The 17239-nt window shown below is 63.1% G+C and carries 12 protein-coding genes; 2 read left to right on the top strand and 10 right to left on the bottom strand.

Annotated features, from left to right (window positions below; all coding sequences use genetic code 11):
* Nucleotides 1-30 precede the first annotated feature (30 nt).
* The 6 genes from G3N59_RS22650 to xylA form a co-directional block, all read right to left on the bottom strand.
* The gene (locus G3N59_RS22650; RefSeq protein ID WP_205984957.1) at nt 31-2892 is read right to left on the bottom strand and encodes an AAA family ATPase; all 2862 of its coding nucleotides are present in this window, start codon (nt 2890-2892) and stop codon (nt 31-33) included.
* Nucleotides 2893-3261: 369 nt separating this feature from the next.
* Entirely contained in the window at nt 3262-4461 is a 1200-nt protein-coding gene (locus G3N59_RS22645; protein WP_205984949.1) for a sugar ABC transporter permease, read from the bottom strand.
* Nucleotides 4458-6011, bottom strand: coding sequence for a D-xylose ABC transporter ATP-binding protein (gene xylG, locus G3N59_RS22640; RefSeq protein WP_205984948.1), 1554 nt, complete (start codon nt 6009-6011; stop codon nt 4458-4460). The genes G3N59_RS22645 and xylG overlap by 4 nt, the downstream gene beginning before the upstream one ends.
* Before the next feature lie 85 nt (nt 6012-6096).
* Nucleotides 6097-7125 (bottom strand): D-xylose ABC transporter substrate-binding protein, encoded by a 1029-nt coding sequence (gene xylF / locus G3N59_RS22635; RefSeq protein ID WP_205984946.1) that lies wholly within the window; start codon nt 7123-7125, stop codon nt 6097-6099.
* A 221-nt stretch (nt 7126-7346) separates the two neighbouring features.
* A complete protein-coding gene (gene xylB / locus G3N59_RS22630) occupies nt 7347-8837 on the bottom strand; it encodes a xylulokinase (RefSeq protein WP_205984938.1) in 1491 nt (496 codons plus the stop codon).
* Nucleotides 8838-8906: 69 nt separating this feature from the next.
* A complete protein-coding gene (gene xylA, locus G3N59_RS22625; protein WP_205984936.1) occupies nt 8907-10229 on the bottom strand; it encodes a xylose isomerase in 1323 nt (440 codons plus the stop codon).
* Nucleotides 10230-10523: 294 nt separating this feature from the next.
* Here xylA and G3N59_RS22620 point away from each other — a divergent pair, with 294 nt between their 5' ends.
* Nucleotides 10524-11750, top strand: coding sequence for a DNA-binding transcriptional regulator (locus G3N59_RS22620; protein WP_205984934.1), 1227 nt, complete (start codon nt 10524-10526; stop codon nt 11748-11750).
* 43 nt (nt 11751-11793) lie between these two features.
* A complete protein-coding gene (locus tag G3N59_RS22615) occupies nt 11794-12879 on the top strand; it encodes an aldose epimerase family protein (protein WP_205984932.1) in 1086 nt (361 codons plus the stop codon).
* Between the two features lie 65 nt (nt 12880-12944).
* On the opposite strand, the gene G3N59_RS22610 is transcribed toward G3N59_RS22615, so the two are convergent.
* The 4 genes from G3N59_RS22610 to G3N59_RS22595 form a co-directional block, all read right to left on the bottom strand.
* Nucleotides 12945-13799: a 3-hydroxybutyryl-CoA dehydrogenase gene (locus G3N59_RS22610; RefSeq protein ID WP_205984930.1), complete on the bottom strand. Its 855-nt coding sequence runs from the start codon at nt 13797-13799 to the stop codon at nt 12945-12947.
* A gap of 181 nt (nt 13800-13980) precedes the next feature.
* Nucleotides 13981-14547, bottom strand: coding sequence for an acyloxyacyl hydrolase (locus G3N59_RS22605; protein ID WP_205984928.1), 567 nt, complete (start codon nt 14545-14547; stop codon nt 13981-13983).
* A gap of 417 nt (nt 14548-14964) precedes the next feature.
* A complete protein-coding gene (locus G3N59_RS22600; protein ID WP_205984921.1) occupies nt 14965-15903 on the bottom strand; it encodes a DMT family transporter in 939 nt (312 codons plus the stop codon).
* 630 nt (nt 15904-16533) lie between these two features.
* A complete protein-coding gene (locus G3N59_RS22595) occupies nt 16534-17208 on the bottom strand; it encodes an endonuclease domain-containing protein (RefSeq protein ID WP_205984919.1) in 675 nt (224 codons plus the stop codon).
* Nucleotides 17209-17239: the final 31 nt, after the last annotated feature.

The raw sequence follows: 17239 nt of genomic DNA, 5'->3' as shown, positions 1-17239 counted from the left end.
GAACGGCGCTGCGCTCACATCGAACTTGAATCACGCCGATTTCGACTTGCCGCTCCCCTTGCCATTTTTCTTCGGCGGCGGCGGAGGCGGATCGCCTTCCAGATCGTCGGCGGCAATTTCCGGCGCGACTTCCTTCACGTCGGGTTTCGCGGCCTTGCCGTCGCCCTTGCCCTTCTTCGCGGCTTTCGCTTCGGGAATATCGGCGGGCACGGCGATCTTGTTGATGGTCACTTCGTCGTTGATCTTGTCGTAGCCGATTTCGACGGTATCGCCCGTTTGCAGCGCATCGCCGAGAATCTCTTTGGCAAGGCGTGTTTCCACTTCCTGGCGAATCTGCCGCTTCAATTCGCGCGCGCCGAATTCGGGCTGATAACCGGCTTCGACCAGATGCTCGACCAGCGCATCGCTCATCTTCAGCGTGATGCCCTGCGCGGCCGCCGTGCGCGTCACGCGCTCGAGCTGGATCGTCACGATGTTGCGGATGTTGTCCTTCGACAGCGCATGGAACACGATGATTTCATCGATGCGATTGAGGAACTCGGGCCGGAAATGGCCCTTGAGCACCTTCATCAGTTCGCCGCGCACTTCCTTGTCGCTCTTGCGATCGGCTTCGGGTTGTTCGAGGTTCTCCATGATGATGGACGCGCCCAGATTGCTGGTGGCGATGATGATCGTATTGCTGAAATCGACCACCCGTCCCTTGCCGTCCGTGAGACGGCCATCGTCGAACACCTGCAGCAGCACGTTATAAACGTCCGGGTGCGCCTTCTCGATCTCGTCGAGCAGGATCACGCTGTACGGGCGCCGCCGCACGCGCTCGGTCAACTGGCCGCCTTCGTCGTAGCCCACGTATCCCGGCGGCGCGCCGATCAGCCGCGCGACCGTATGGCGCTCCATATACTCGCTCATGTCGATGCGGATGATCGACTGTTCGTCGCCGAATACGGTTTCCGCGAGCGCCTTCGCCAGTTCCGTCTTGCCCACGCCGGTCGGCCCAAGGAACAGGAAGGTCGCAATCGGCCGATGTTCCTGGCCAAGTCCCGCGCGCGAGAGCCGCACGGCGTCGCTCACCGCCACCACGGCGTCGCTCTGGCCGACCACGCGTTCGCGAAGCTTCTCTTCCATCTTGAGCAACTTCTGGCGCTCTTCCTGCGTGAGATCCGCAACAGGGATGCCGGTGAGCCGCGAGACCACCTCGGCGATCGACGCCACCGTCACTTCCAGCGTTTCGGAACCGGTCTTGCGCTGCCACGCTTCGGTAAGCTCTTCGAGCTTCGCCTGCTTCTCGTTGATGCGCGTCTCGAAGCCCTTCGCTTCGTCGAAGCGCTTGCGCGAGGAGGCGTAATCCTGCTCGCGCTTGAGCTGCACGATTTCCGCTTCGAGTTCCTGAATGTCCGCCGGCCGCGATGTCGCGCCGATACGCACGCGCGCCGCCGCCTGATCGATCAGATCGATCGCCTTGTCGGGCAGGAAACGCGAGGTGATGTAGCGGTCCGAGAATTCGGCCGCCGCGACAAAGGCATCGTCGGCGAAAGTGACCTGGTGGTGCGCTTCGAGCTTGTCGCGCAACCCGCGCAGAATCACGATGGTCTGCTCGACGCTCGGCTCGGGCACCAGCACGGGCTGGAAGCGCCGTTCGAGCGCCGCGTCTTTTTCGATGTACTTCTGATACTCGTTGAGCGTGGTCGCGCCGATCAGGCTCAACTCGCCGCGCGCGAGCGCCGGCTTGAGCACGTTGGCAATATCGAGCCCGCCTTCGCCGCCGCCCTGCCCCGCGCCCACGATCGTGTGCAGTTCGTCGATAAAGAGAATCAGCTCGTCGTTCTTCGCCGTCACCTCGTCGATCAGCTGCTTGGCGCGCTCCTCGAATTCGCCGCGATACTTCGCGCCCGCCACCATCGAATTGATATTGACTTCGACCAGCCGTTTGCCGCGCAACACTTCGGGCACATCGCCGTTGACGATACGCTGCGCAAGCCCTTCGACGATCGCCGTCTTGCCCACGCCCGGCTCGCCGATCAGCACCGGATTGTTCTTCTTGCGCCGCGCCAGTACTTCGATCGTGTTTTCGATTTCGAGCGCGCGGCCCAGCACTGGATCGAGCTTGCCCTGACGCGCCATCGCCGTGAGATCGCGCCCGAACTTGTCGAGCGTCGGCGTGCCGGTGGGCGCATCCACGCGGCCATCTTCCGCGCCCTTGCCCACCACCTTCACGACCTTCTGACGCAAGGCTTCGGGCGTCACGCCGTATTTCTTGAGCAAGGTGCCCGCAATACTGTCCGGCACCGCCGCGAGCCCGATCAGCAAATGCTCCGGTCCAACATAGGAATGGCCCAGATCGCGCGAGGCCTGGAACGCAAACTGAAACGCTTTTTTCAGGCGCGGCGAGATGGTCATTTTGTCGATCGGCGCGTCAGGATCGGCGGTGCCTTTTTGCGCGTGCTGATCGATATAACCCTGAATATCCTGCGGCGACAGCTTCAATTCCTTGAGCAGCGCGGCGCAAACATCGGTATCGGCGAGCACGTAGAGCAGATGTTCCGTGTCGAGTTCGGTGCGGCGTAACTCGTGCGCTTTTTCCGCGGCACGCTGCAGGATTTCGAGCGTCTGCTCGCTGAATGCGTCGGTTGCGTCCACCGATTCGCGCGGCACTTCGGCGGAGTAGTGATCATCGTCGTCATCGTCGTCGTGATCGCCGTCCACGCCGCCAAGAAAGCGCGACAGACCGCCTCCGCCCAGCAGCGAATCGAACGGATTGATCATGCTCTGATGGCGCATCAATTGCCGATAGTCGTAATCGCAAATCGACATCGACTTGCGCTGGCCGTTTTGCACCACGGTCACGCGCGCGACAGCGGGCCGCGTATTGCAGATTTCGCAGAGGGTTGGCATGGTCGACTCGTCTCCAGTTCGATGCCGTTTCGCAGCATGCGAAACGGCACGGCGCATTGCATGAATGCGTCGGAAAAGTGACAGGCGGCAGCGCGTCGCACAGATAGAGGCCCAGCGAACGACAACGCGGATTGCGCGAAGCGTGCGGCGCCGCGGCAGGCGGTGGCAACTCCGGCAGCATGAAGCGGAACGATGCGCCGGAGGCACACGACGAATCGATTGTGGCAGGAATCCGCACACCACGTACCAAAGCTGCAACACGTGTCAACGCGCTTTCAACCGGCTTGTTGCGGCGTGAAAAGTGCAAAAGAAAACGGGCGGGATGCGCGTCCCGCCCGTTGGGCTCACCGCTTCACATCAGACAAAAACTCAGCGGCGGTTCGACCCCGACACCACATCGACCCACACGGCCAGCACCAGAATGCCGCCCTTCACGATCATCTGCCAGTAGGCGTCGACATCGAGCATCGACATGCCGTTGTCCAGACTCGCCATCACGAGCGCGCCGATCAGCGCGCCGTAGACGGTGCCGGAACCGCCGCGCATCGACGTCCCGCCGATAAAGCATGCAGCGATCGCATCGAGTTCGCCCATCGTGCCCGCCGAAGGCGAACCCGCCGCGAGCCGCGCCGAATTGACGATTCCGGCGACCGCGCACATCAGACCCATCAACGCGAAAATCGCCAGCTTCACGCGGTTCGTATTGACGCCGGAAAGACGCGTGGCCTCCAGATTCGAACCCACGGCATAGATGCGGCGGCCGAATACGGTTTGCGTAGCGATCCACGTAAAGATGCCGAGCAGCGCGAGCAGCAGCAACACCGGCACGGGAATGCCGCCGTAGCTGTCGAGCATCAGCACGAAAGCCAGCACGATCGCGCCCGCGCCGACGATCTTCACGCCGTCCTGCCAGAGCGGCACCACGCTCAACTGATAGCGTCGGCGGTTCGCGCGCTGGCGCACCGTCAGCACGGCAAGCAGCACGAACAGCGCAAACGCGAGCACATCGCCGGCAATACGCGGCAAATAACCTTGCCCGATAAATACAAAGGAATCCGAAACAGGTGCAATGGTCGAGCCGCCGGTAATCCCCAGCAGCACGCCGCGAAACGCCAGCATGCCGCCCAGCCCGACAATAAACGACGGCACGCGCCGATACGTCGACCACCAGCCGTTGAACAGCCCCACCAGCACGCCGAGCGCGAGCACCGCCGGCACCGTCACGCCAATCGGCCAGTGACGGTTCACATCGAGAATCGCCGCCACGCCGCCGAGCAGACCCAGCAGCGAGCCCACCGAAAGATCGATCTCTCCCGCGATAATGACGAACACCATGCCGCACGCGAGCATGCCGGTGATCGACATCTGCCGCAGCAGGTTCGACACATTGCGCGGCGTGACGAACGCGCCGTGCGTGAGTACCGAGAAAAACACCCAGATCGCGGCCACGGCCAGCAGCAGCGCGAGAATCTTGTAGCGCGCGAACAGTTGCTGGAAACGCAGGCCGAGACGGTTGCCGCCGGCCAGTTGCTCGTCGCGCGCGCCTTGAGTCGTGACGTCAGGGGTCATGCTGCACTCGCTGAAAGAGATTGGGCGCGCGCACTCTGGATCGCGGCGCCGAGAATGTGTTCCTGCGTGAGGCCGTCGTTGGCGAAATCGCCGCGCACCTCGCCTTCGCCAATCACCAGCACGCGATCGCTGATGCCCAGCACTTCGGGCAATTCGGACGACACCATCACAATCGCCACGCCACGTTTCGCGAGCTGGAACACGAGCTTGTAGATTTCGTATTTCGCGCCGACATCGACGCCACGCGTGGGTTCGTCGAGGATCAGCACTTTGGGCTCGGTCAGCAACATCTTGGTCAGCACGGCTTTTTGCTGATTGCCGCCGGAGAGACTCGCGATAGACAGCATCGGGTTGGCCGCGCGCACCGAAAGACGCTGCATTTCCGTGCGGATCGTGTCGAGTTCGGCGGCCGTATCGATACGGCCGTGCCTTGCAAAACGCTCCAGCACGGAAAGCGTGATGTTATGCCCCACGCCCAGTTGCGGCACGATGCCGTGGCGCTTGCGATCCTCGGGCACCATGGCGATGCCCGCGCGAATCGCGTCGAGCGGCGCGCGAATCTTCAACGGCTTGCCGTCGAGCAGCACCGTCGCCGTGCAGTTGCCGGGATACGCGCCGAAGATCGCCTGCATGGTTTCCGTGCGCCCGGCGCCCACCAGTCCCGCCACGCCCAGAATCTCGCCGCGCCGCACGGCGAACGACACATCGTTGACGCGCTTGCGCCGTGGATTCGTGACGTCGTAACAGGTGACGTTGCGCGCCTCGAACACCACCTCGCCAATCTCGTGCGGCTCGCGCGGAAAGAGATTCTTGATCTCGCGCCCCACCATCATCGCGATGATGCGGTCCGTGGTGAGCGAAGCCATCGGCTCGGTCGCCACATGCCGCCCATCGCGGATCACGCTGACCGTATCGCACACGGCTTCGACTTCATCGAGCTTGTGCGAGATGTAGACGCAGGCCACGCCGCGCCGCTTCAGATCGCGCACGATATCGAGCAGGATTTTCGTTTCGGCCGCCGTAAGCGACGACGACGGTTCATCGAGTATCAGCAGCTTCGCGCGCTTGTTGAGCGCCTTGGCAATCTCGATCAATTGCTGATGGCCGCCGCCGTAGTTCATCACCGGTTGCGCGACGTTGATGGCGTCGATGTTCAATTCGCGCAGCAGTTCATCGGCGCGCTGATACATCGCCGCGTAATTCATGCGTCCGCCCGGCAGCGTGATTTCGTTGCCGAGAAAGATGTTCTCCGCCACCGAAAGCTCCGGCACCAGCATCAGTTCCTGATGGATGATGACGATGCCCGCGCGCTCGGTATCGCGCACGCTCTGCGCTTCGAGCGGCTGGCCTTCCCAGCGGATCTCGCCGTTCCAGGTGCCGTGCGGATACACGCCCGAGAGCACCTTCATCAGCGTGGATTTGCCCGCGCCGTTCTCGCCGCACAGGCCGACGCATTCGCCGGGCCGCACCGTCAGGTCGATGCCGTCGAGCGCCTTGACGCCCGCGAAAGTTTTGACGATGTCGCGCATCGTCAGCAAAGGTTCGGTCATACGCTTGATTGCCCGCGTTGAAGGCCCGCGCGTGTGAACGACACAGCGCGCGGGCCGCCGGATGGCTGGACTGGCCAGGCCTCAGTTACTGGCTGGCGAGTTGCGCCTGCGTATAGAAACCGTCCTTCACGACGATATCGGCGTTGCTCTTCGTGAGCAGCGTCGGTTGCAGCAACACGGTCTGCACCTTCTTCTTGCCGTTGTCGTATTGCGCGTTGAACGCGGGCTTTTGACCCTTCGCGAGATCGACGGCAAGCTTCGCGGCTTCGCTTGCGATGAGCTTGAGCGGCTTGTAGACCGTCATGGTTTGCGTGCCCGCCATCACGCGCTTGACCGCGGCGAGGTCGGCGTCCTGACCCGAGACCGGCACCTTGCCCGCGAGATGCTGCGCGGCAAGCGCCTGAATCGCGCCGCCCGCCGTGCCGTCGTTGGAGGCCACGATCGCGTCGATCTTGTTGTTGTTCGCCGTGAGCGCGTCTTCCGTGATGCGCAGCGCCGTCGATGCGCTCCACTCCGGCACCCACTGCTGGCCGATGACCTTGATATCGCCGCGATCGATCGCCGGCTTCAGAACCTTCAGTTGTCCTTCACGCAGCATCTTGGCGTTGTTGTCGGTCGGCGCGCCGCCCAGCAGAAAGTAATTGCCCTTGGGCTGCGCGTTGAACACCCCCTGCGCCTGCAGCTCGCCCACCTTTTCGTTGTCGAACGAGATATAGGCGTCGACATCGGCATCGAGAATCAGGCGGTCGTACGACACCACCTTGATACCGGCCTTCTTCGCTTCGGCCACCACGTTACCGAGCGTTTTCGAATTGAACGGCACGATCACGATCACATCGACGCCGCGCGAGATGAGATTTTCGATCTGCGAAATCTGGCGTTCTTCGCTCGCATCGGCCGACTGCACCGACACTTTCGCGCCCATTTTTTCGGCGGCCGCGACAAAGTAATCGCGGTCGCGCGACCAGCGCTCGACGCGCAGATCGTCGATACAGAAGCCGATTTCCGGGTGATCCTTGCTCGCATGCGCAAGCGGCGCGGCCAGCGACAGACTCGCAAGCACAGCGCCGCAAACTAGTGAACCCAGAACCGAACGACGTTTGGCGAACTTCATGTCTCCACTCCTCGTGTTATCGCGCGCTGGCCGTGCGAAGCGCGGCGGCGGCGCGTCGTTGCGTTATTGAATGTGCGGTGTGACGGTGGAACGGGCGATTCGATTGACGACTTGACTGGCTGTTCAAGCGCGCACGCCGCCGCGCGCGCCCGTGTGAATGGGGCGGCGCGGTGCGTGACGCGGTACGGCTGGGAACTGCGGTGCTGCGATAAAGCGAAGGCTCAGGCGCTGCCGGCGAAGACCGGTTCGAGCGCGCGATACAGCGAAGCAAACGTGGGGCGACGCGCGTCGCGATACCACGCGTGGCGGGCGGCGTCGGGTTCGCGCACCGCCAGTACAGGTGGTTGCGGACACACCGAATCGAGCGTCGCGCCGGGTTCGACCGCGAGATGCGCGAGGCGCGCGGCGCCCAGCGCCGGACCCACCTCGCCGCCCGCACGCAGCGTGAGCGCGCGCCCGCTGATATCGGCGAGCATCTGCGTCCAGTAGGCGCTGCGCGAACCGCCGCCGATCACGGTGATCGTGTCGGGCACGAGGCCCGCTGCGTGCAGCGCGTCCATGCCATCGAGCAGCGCAAAACCCACGCCTTCGAGCGTTGCGTTGGCGAGATCGGCGCGCGAAGTTTGCGGCGTCATGCCGTAGAAAACGCCCTTTGCGTTGACGTTGTTGTGCGGCGTGCGTTCGCCGCTCAGGTAAGGCAGAAACCAGGGACGACGCGCATCGAGATCGGCGTTCGTGTGCGCTTCGGCATCCGCGAGCAGCGCCGCGACGTTTTCGTAACCGGTCAATTGCGCCGTGAAGTCGAGACAGCTGGCCGCGTTGAGCATCACCGACATCAGATGCCAAGTCTGCGGCAGCGCATGGCAGAAGCTATGAACCGCGGAATTCGGGTTCGCCAGAAAGCCGTCCGATACCGCGAAATACACCCCCGACGTGCCGAGCGACAGCATCGCATCGCCGGGACGCACGATGCCGACGCCCACCGCACCCGCCGCGTTATCGCCGCCGCCCGCCACCACCGGAATCTCGCGCAGGCCGAATTCACGCGCGATATCGGCGCTCAACTTGCCCGTGACCTGGTTGCCTTCGAACACGTCCGGCATCTGCGCGCGCGTGAGGCCGCAGGCGGATAGCAACGCGTCGCTATAGTCGCGCTTCGCCACGTCGAGCCACAGCGTTCCGGCCGCATCCGAAGGATCGGTCGCGAACACGCCCGTCAGCAGCCAGCGTAAATAGTCCTTCGGCAGCAGCACATGCGCGATCCGCGCGAAAATCTCCGGCTCGTGTTTTTTCACCCACAGCAGCTTGGGCGCGGTGAAACCCGGCATCGCCAGATTGCCCGCCAGCGCGTGCAGTTCCGGCGCGGCGCGCTCCAGTTCGATACATTCGGAATCCGAACGACCATCGTTCCATAGGATCGCCGGGCGCAGCACTTCGCCATGTGCGTCGAGCAGCGTCGCACCATGCATCTGCCCGGTGAGGCCGAGCGCTTCGATGCCATTCGTGTCGATGCCATTGCGGCGCACCGTATCGAGCAGATCGTGCAGCGCGCGCTGGGTGGCGCGCCACCAGTCCTGCGGCGCCTGTTCGGACCAGCGCGGCTGCGGACGGCTCGCCGCGAGCGGCGCGCTCGCACTGCCGAGCACGTCGCCCGCGCGGTCGAGCAGCACCGCCTTCACGCCCGACGTGCCAAGGTCGATACCGATAAACATGTCTCCATCCTTATTCTGCTGACGGCCCGGCGCGGGTTCACAACGCGCCGGTGGCCATCGCGGTCGCGCTCAGCGCTGGCCGTAAATCGCCTGATTGACGACGTTTTCGAGGCGTTCCTGCTGGCCGCTCGCATGCTGCGGATTCATGCCGTGCGCGGCGGCATCGGCGGCGAGCGACGACAGCGAATAGCCGCCCGAAAGAATCTTGCGTCCGAATTCGGTGTCCCAGCCCGCGTAACGCTGGCGTTTGAACTGTTCGAGCCGATCGTTCTCGACCAGCACGGCGGCCCGCTCCAGCGCGATCGCCAGCACGTCGATCGCGCCAACGTGGCCATAGAACATGTCTTCGGCATCGCTGCTCTGGCGGCGCACCTTGGCGTCGAAGTTCATGCCGCCCGTCGTGAAGCCGCCGTGACGCAGGATTTCGTAGAACGCGAGCGTGAGTTCTTCCACGCTGTTCGGAAACTGGTCGGTATCCCAGCCATTCTGCTGATCGCCACGATTGGCATCGACGCTGCCGAACACATTGAGCGCATACGCCATGGCGATTTCGTGATGAAACGAATGGCCCGCCAGCGTCGCGTGATTGGCTTCGATATTCACGCGGATTTCGTTTTGCAGTCCGTACTGCGTGAGGAAGCCGTGGACGGTGGCGACGTCGTAATCGTATTGATGCTTGGTCGGCTCCTGCGGCTTCGGCTCGATCAGCAGCGCGCCCTTGAAGCCGATGCGCTCCTTGTGCTCCACCACCATCGCCAGAAAACGCGCGAACTGATCGCGCTCTTTCGCGAGATCGGTATTGAGCAGCGTGTCGTAGCCTTCGCGGCCGCCCCACAGCACGTAGTTTTCGCCGCCGAGCCGATGCGTGGCGTCGAGCGCGTTGCAGACCTGCGTCGCCGCATAAGCAAACACTTCCGGGTTCGGGCTGGTGGCCGCGCCGCCTGCATAACGCGGATGCGAGAACAGATTCGCCGTGCCCCACAGCAGCTTCATGCCGCTCGCCTGCTGCTTCTCGCCCAGGTAAGCCACCATGCGCGCGAAGTTTTCCTTGTAGTCCTTGAGATCCTTGCCTTCGGGCGCGACGTCGGTGTCGTGGAAGGTGTAGTACGGCACGCCTAGCTTCGTGAAGAATTCGAAGGCCGCATCGGCTTTCTGATGGGCGCGCTCCATGGCGTCGCCGGGCTGCTGCCACGGACGGTGAAACGTGCCCTGCCCGAAGATATCGACGCCCGGCCACACGAACGAATGCCAGTAGCAGACGGCAATGCGCAGATGCTCTTCGAGCGTCTTGCCCAGCACTTTTTTCGTGCGGTCGTAATAGTGGTACGCAAGCGGATTGTCCGATTGCGGGCCTTCATAGCGAATCGCGGGAATGGCTTCGAAATACGACATGACGTCTCCGTTTTAATGTTGCGGCGCAGCGCAAGCACAGCGCGGCACGCATCCAGCAAGGTGACGCCATACTGCCCGTCTGGCGAGGCGAGCGGCAATTGCGAAATTGCGCGAGCGGCGTAACGATTCCTGCCAGTTTTCCGCGTGAGTCGCGCGCACGCCGCGCGCCCGGCCTAAAATAACCGGACGCTTAAAAAGAGCCGCCGCGCCCTGCAGCCGCGCGAGCCCGACACGAACCGGAGACAACCCGGAGACACCTCGGAGACAAGCGCGCCAGAACGCGCGCGACACGCCATGACCCGTGCCCCCGCTTCCCAGAACTCGCCGCCCGCGCACCGCATTGCGCTGCTGTTCAATGCGAACAAGGTCTATGACCGCGAAATCATCGCGGGTATCGGCCACTATCTGCGCTCGACGCGCGTGGCGTGGGATCTGTTTCTCGAAGAGGATTTTCGCTGCCGTCTTGCGGGCATCGAGCGCTTCGACGGCGACGGCATCATCGCCGACTTCGACGATCCCGCGGTTGCCGATGCCTTGCAGGATTGCCGGCTGCCTGTCGTGGCGCTCGGTTCGTCGTTCGAGGACGCCGCGCACTACCCAGCCGGACTGCCCTATATCGCCACCGATAACCGCAAGCTGGTGTCGCTCGCGTGGACGCATTTGATCGGCGCGGGTCTGCCGCATCTGGCGATGTACAGCCTGCCCGAGGCGCAGGAGAACCGCTGGGCGCAGGAGCGCGAACTCGCATTTCAGGCGCTCGCGCGCGAGGAAGGCATGGATGCGCCGATCTATCGCGGCCTGGCGACCAGCGCGCCGTCGTGGAATCAGGCGCTCGAGCAATTGAGCGTCTGGCTGCACGCGCTGCCCAAGCCGATCGGCGTGATTGCCGTGACGGATGCCCGCGCGCGCCATCTGCTGCAGGCATGTCTGATGCACGGCATTGCCGTGCCCGAGCAGGTCGCGATCATCGGCATCGACAATGATCCGCTCACGCGCACGCTCACGCGTATTCCGATTTCGTCCGTGATTCAGGGCACCGAGGAAATGGGCAAGACGGCCGCGCACCTGTTGCATCAGATGCTGCGCGGCGCGCGCTTTCCGGGGCGGCGCATTCTGGTGCCGCCGGTCGGCATCAATGTGCTGGAGTCGACGCGGCACGAACCGCTGTCGAGCCCGCATGTGATGCGCGCGCGCCATTTCATTCGCCAGTACGCGTGCCAGGGCATCAAGACCGAACAGGTCGCCGATTACGTGGGCGTGTCGCGTTCGTCGCTCGAAGAGTATTTTCGGCGCGAGTTGCATTGCACCGTGCATCAGGAGATCCTGCGTCACAAGCTGGACGCGGCGAAGGCGATGCTCGCAAGCCGCGATGCGTCGAGCGCCGAAGTGGCGATCCGCTGCGGATTTACCTCGCTGCAATATATGTACGCGGTGTTCCGGCGCGAACTGGGTTGCACGCCGCGCGAGTATCAGGACAGTGTGACGCCCATCTCACCCGCTTCGCGTGCGTCGGCTAGCTGACACGCAAAGCCGGACCGCCATCGAATTCAACGAGCCAAGCCCCATGAACCACCCTCTGCATATGAGCCCGATCACCTCCGAACCGTGGGGCACGCTGCCAGGCGGCGACGCCTGCCGGCTCTACACGCTGCGCAACGCGCAGGACATGAAGCTGACGATCAGCGATCTTGGCGGCACGCTCGTGTCCTGGCATGCGCCCGATCGCGCGGGCCGTCTCGCCGATATCCTGCTCGGCCATGACACGCCCGCCGCCTACGCGAGCGCCACAACTTATATGGGCGCGCTGATCGGGCGCTGGGCCAATCGCATCGCGGGCGCGCGCTTCATGCTCGACGGCGTCGGCCATACGCTCGATCGCAACGAAAACGGCAATCTGCTGCATGGCGGCGCGAACGGTTTTCACCGCGCGCTCTGGCAGGTCGAAGAGGATCGCGGCACGCTGCTGCTGCGCCTCGACTCGCCTGAAGGCGATGGCGGATTTCCTGGCAACGTGAGCGTCGAAGTGCGCTACACGCTCGCGGACGACGGCACGCTCACGATCGCCTACGAAGCCGTCACCGACGCGCCCACGGCGCTCAGCCTCACGAATCACGCCTATTTCAATCTGAGCGGCGAAGCAGGAGCGGATGTGCGCGGCCACATCCTCACAATCGACGCGGACGCTTTTTTCGAAGTCGACGAGCAGATGATCCCCATCGGCCTGGCGGACGTGTCGGGCAGCGCTTTCGATTTCCGCCACGGCGCGCCATTGGGTGCACGCCTGGAGTGGCCGCATGCGCAGCTTGCGCGCGCGAACGGCTTCGATCATTGCTACGTGCTGCGCGGCGGCGAACAGGCGGGCGTGCGGCCGGCGCTGCGACAAGTGGCGAGCGTCTACGAACCGGGCAGCGGGCGCGAACTCATAGTCACCACCGATCAGCGCGGATTGCAGTGCTATACGGGGAATTATCTGCAAGGCCAGCCGGGACGCCACGGCGCGCCTTGCGTGAAACACGCGGGCCTGTGTCTCGAAGCGGGCGGCTTCCCGAACCAGATCAACATGGCCGCGCCGGAATGCGACGACGCGGTGTTGCGGCCCGGCGGCACCTACCGCCAGGTGACGCAATACAAGCTGGGCGTGCGCGCCTGAGCAGCACGCACGCGGCTTAACTTCGTCGCTAACCTCGTGACTAACTTCGTGGCTAACTTCGGCGCTTACTTGTCGTACTGGTAGACGCCGCGGCCGGTCTTGCGGCCGAGTTGCCCCGCCGCCACCATCTCGCGCAGCAGCGGGCAGGCGCGATACTTCGAATCGCCGAAGTCCTTGAGGAACACGTCCATCACGGACAGGCACACATCGAGGCCAATCAGGTCCGCCAGCGCGAGCGGCCCGATCGGATGATTCGCGCCCAGCTTCATGCCGGCGTCGATTTCCTCGGCGCTCGCCACGCCTTCGGCCAGCACGAAGAACGCTTCGTTGATCATCGGCACGAGAATGCGGTTGACGACGAAACCAGGCGCGTTCTTCACGCCGATCGGCGTCTTGTCCAGACGCTGCGCGAGTTCGCGCACGGCTTCGGCCACATCGGGACGCGTCTGCAGACCGCGAATCACTTCGACGAGCGGCATCATCGGCACCGGGTTGAAGAAGTGCATGCCGATAAAGCGCGACGGATCGGCCAGCGTGGTGGCCAGCGTCGTGATCGAAATCGACGAGGTATTCGACGCGATGATCGCATCCGGGCGCGCCGCGGCCTCGATCTGCTTGAGGATGCGCGTCTTGAGTTCGGCGTTCTCGGTCGCCGCTTCGATCACGAGATCGGCGCTGGAAAGACGCGCGTAGTCCGTCGAAGTTTCGATCTGCGCGAGCGCCGCGTCGCGCGCCGCGGCGTCGAGCTTGCCCTTCGAGACGAGCCGCTCGAGGCTGTACGTGAGCGTGGCCACGCCCTTTTCCAGCGCCGCGTCCGTCACGTCGATCATCACCGCCTTCAGCCCGGCCACGGCCACCGCCTGCGCGATGCCGTTGCCCATGGTGCCCGCTCCCACGATCCCAACCGTTTCGATTGCCATGCCTTGCTCCTCACTCCTTTATCTGCGACGCCGGTACATCGTCTATGGAAAACCGGTGATGCCGCACGCGTGGTGCACTGCATCATAAGCAGAGTGTAACGGGTTGGACGGCCGGAGGGGGATGGGCGTGACGGGGGGCGGCAGGTGCGCGCCCCACCGCCGGTGCGGGCTGCCGATCTGCCTAGAAGTTGTACTGCAGATAAACCTCGCCGAAATTCAGGCCCGGATTCGGCGTCTTGATGTCGGCGTTCGAGATGTGCTGGAAGCGCAGGCCCGCCTGATAGTTCTGGTGCTCGCCGAACTGCGCACCGATGCCCACCATATCGGCGAACTGGAACGCGGTGGACATCGTGCGATCGGGCGTGAGCTCGACGTGCGACAGCAGGCGGATACCCACGCCCGCTTCGAAGAAAGGCCGAATCCAGCCCGAGTCCTTGATGATGCGGAACACCGGCGTCACGCCGAATTCCCAGATATTTGGCTGCGAAGCCGCGGCTTCATCGAGCTTCCAGTAGGCGGCGTGAAATTCGCCCACTACGGTGAAATGAAAACCCGCGAAGTGCCACCATTGCAGGCCGGGGTCCCAGACCAGACCGAGATCGAGCTTTTTGACATCGTGATCGGCGACGCCCGCGCCCAACTGGACGCCGAACTGATCCGCGTGCGCCGACGCCGCGCCAAATGCCAGCGCCGCCGCACAGGCGCAATGCGCCAACCGGGCCTGCCACGCCCATTGTCTTTTTGTCATGAATTTCCCCGACAAGGAACTTCACTTCACGACCGGGCCGTCACGCGGCCTGCTCTCCCTTATTGCTGGCCTGCACCATCGCACCACGCGATTTACACCTGTTTGCTAATGAATCGCCTGATGTGCGAAGAAGTGTAGGCGCGATTTGACACCTGCGCCTGTTCGGCCGCCCACATCCGGGCGACAAAGCACTCGCTGACTGGATGCTTTCATTGAAAATCGGCGGGGATTGCAATGCGAATCAGTCGCGCTTAAACCGGCTTTAAGTGGCGGTTTAAGGGTGATGAATTGCTGACGTTGACTGCGGGGTAACTGCCGATAATTGGCGGGGATTACCGGCAGTCTGGCGTTGCGTCGATATCGTTGCGCACGCATCGATGTGTGCGCAACGATCATGAGAGGAGTGAAATTGCAGCGTTACTGCTTGGCGGCGGCGCGATCGGCGCGCGGGCCGAAGCCCGGCAAACGCTTGATAAAACCCGTCGCCAGCGCCGTGCCGACAAGAATCGTGAAGCAGGCCTCGACCATGCCAATCGACACATGCTCGCCGAGGAAAAGCGCGCCCCAGAGAATGCCGAAAATGGGAATCACGAAAGTCACGGTGATCGTCCGCGCCGGGCCAATCGCAGCAATCAGGCGGAAGAACATCAGATACGCGACGCCCGTGCACGCCACGCCCAGACAGAGCGCCGCGCCCCACGCCTTCAGCGAGATGGCGGCGTGCGGCCAGGTCGCGATTGCAAACGGCGCGAGCACGATCGCCGCGGCCGTCATCGTGCCGGCGGCAACGGTGAGCGGATCGATGCCCGTCAGGTGACGTTTGGTCAGGCTCGCCGCGACGCCGTAGAGCGCGGAAGCGAGCAGCGCGGCAGCAGCGGCCAGCAACGTCGACGAGCTGCTCGCGCCGTTACCGGCACCCGTGGCGATCTGATCCCACACCAACGCCAGCACGCCGAGAAAGCCGATCACAAGGCCCACCACGCGCGGACCGCTCAGGCGATCCTTGAGCCAGACGTAGGCGACGACCCCGCCGAACAGCGGCGTAGTCGCATTGATCACCGAAGTCACGCCTGCGGAAAGCGTGAGCTCCGCCCACGCGAAGAGGCAGAATGGCGCCGCCGAATTCAGGATGCCGACCACGAGCAGCGGCCACGCACGCGCGCGCAACGTGCCGATGGCTTCGCGCGGCGAACGTCGCGTGAACAGCACCAGCAGCAAAAACGTGGCGCCGATACCGACGCGCAACGCCATCAACGGCGCCACGCCCAGATCGGTCACACCGACGCGGATAAAGAGAAACGAACCGCCCCACAGGGAGGCGAGAAAGACAAGCTGGGCGAGTTGGATCGGATTCATAGGGATAGCGCTGTCGAACGCGCGGTTGTGCCTCGTGAGGGGCCTGCCTTTGTTATGGCGTCCGGGCTTGCCCTCACCTGCTGCGAAGCAGAATGCGAAAGGCCCGCAACCCGGCGTAATAGCAACGAGATGCGGAACGTGACAGAGGCACCGGCGGATATGCGCACATCGTAAGGGGCGCGGCGCGTCTCTCATAACGAATGATTCTCATCGATATGTGAGAAAAACTAACAGCCGGATCTTGCGCAGTCATTCTGCGCGTAGGCGATGCTAACGCTTTGAATGTAAAAGGTTAACGATTGGATATCCGCTTGCACTTGAGCGCGAAGGCATGCGACATCAAGCGAGATCGCGCAGAGGTGTGGAATTTGTTGAGGGGCGATGAGAGGTCGACGATCGCATCGCGTTTTTTACGCGCGCAAATGCAAAAACCCGCACGGTTTTGACACCGTGCGGGTTCTATTCTGGTCGGGGCGAGAGGATTTGAACCCCATCGACGCCAACAAAAAACCTTATAAATCAATGACCTAAAAACACTCGGTGTGGCCAGTGTAAGACCTAAGTGTAACAGTTTTGCCCTTCGCCTACGGCCTAACCTGCCAAAACGTTGATGCGAGTTCCATAACCGCATCACGACGTCGCCCAAATACTGACCGGGCTGAATCCCGGGATTTGATACGCCTTCAAGATGCAGTCAGCCAGTATGCCGCTCACTTCGCTCGACTCGCGTTCAGCCGCTCGCCACTCCGCCACCGGGGATGGCCTGCGTAGTTGTCGCGCCGTTCTTGCGCCACAGCGCTTACGCAACTCCCACGTAAGGCGCACCCGAGCGCGCCGGCGCGCCCGCGCCAAATCGGGCAAAAGTCCACAAGATACCTGCTGGCACGGTGTCCCCGCTAACACACCATGCGCGTGGTAAACCGGCACTACTTCGGCGACTAGCGCCCCCCATTCGGCCAGATATTGCCGGGCATTGAACAGCCAGTTTGGAGCATTCATTCGCTCTGATTTTGCCCTGATCGCTTCGTACGCCGCCTTCTCCCCGCGCGCCTCCATTGTCCCGAGCCAAGAATTACAGTGCCTGTGAAGTACCCCACGCGCGACAGTTGTTGCGTGGTCGTGATCCGATACTGCCTCTTTTAACGCCACTTTCGCGCCGCACAGCGCGCACTTTCTTCCTTGCTGCCGCCATTGCAACGCCTTCAACACCGCGATTTCGTCAGCATTCATCCCAGTGTGCTTAAACCCTTTGCCGTCCGTCAGCGGTCGGCCTACTACTTCAAAATCAAACTTCAACTGCGTCACTTCTATTTTCCTTTGGTCATAAAAAATGCCC

It is taken from the genome of Paraburkholderia sp. Ac-20340 (assembly GCF_017104965.1).
GTDB lineage: Bacteria > Pseudomonadota > Gammaproteobacteria > Burkholderiales > Burkholderiaceae > Paraburkholderia.
Note: the sequence above shows the minus strand (reverse complement) of the source record. Positions and strands in the feature narration are given on the sequence as shown.

Bases quoted from the DNA above. Each gene is read 5' to 3' on its own strand.
- G3N59_RS22620 (WP_205984934.1), top strand. From the start codon at position 10,524: ATGACCCGTGCCCCCGCTTCCCAGAACTCGCCGCCCGCGCACCGCATT.
- G3N59_RS22615 (WP_205984932.1), top strand. From the start codon at position 11,794: ATGAACCACCCTCTGCATATGAGCCCGATCACCTCCGAACCGTGGGGC.
- xylF (WP_205984946.1), bottom strand. From the start codon at position 7,125: ATGAAGTTCGCCAAACGTCGTTCGGTTCTGGGTTCACTAGTTTGCGGC.
- xylG (WP_205984948.1), bottom strand. From the start codon at position 6,011: ATGACCGAACCTTTGCTGACGATGCGCGACATCGTCAAAACTTTCGCG.
- xylB (WP_205984938.1), bottom strand. From the start codon at position 8,837: ATGTTTATCGGTATCGACCTTGGCACGTCGGGCGTGAAGGCGGTGCTG.
- G3N59_RS22645 (WP_205984949.1), bottom strand. From the start codon at position 4,461: ATGACCCCTGACGTCACGACTCAAGGCGCGCGCGACGAGCAACTGGCC.
- G3N59_RS22605 (WP_205984928.1), bottom strand. From the start codon at position 14,547: ATGACAAAAAGACAATGGGCGTGGCAGGCCCGGTTGGCGCATTGCGCC.
- G3N59_RS22650 (WP_205984957.1), bottom strand. From the start codon at position 2,892: ATGCCAACCCTCTGCGAAATCTGCAATACGCGGCCCGCTGTCGCGCGC.
- xylA (WP_205984936.1), bottom strand. From the start codon at position 10,229: ATGTCGTATTTCGAAGCCATTCCCGCGATTCGCTATGAAGGCCCGCAA.
- G3N59_RS22600 (WP_205984921.1), bottom strand. From the start codon at position 15,903: ATGAATCCGATCCAACTCGCCCAGCTTGTCTTTCTCGCCTCCCTGTGG.
- G3N59_RS22610 (WP_205984930.1), bottom strand. From the start codon at position 13,799: ATGGCAATCGAAACGGTTGGGATCGTGGGAGCGGGCACCATGGGCAAC.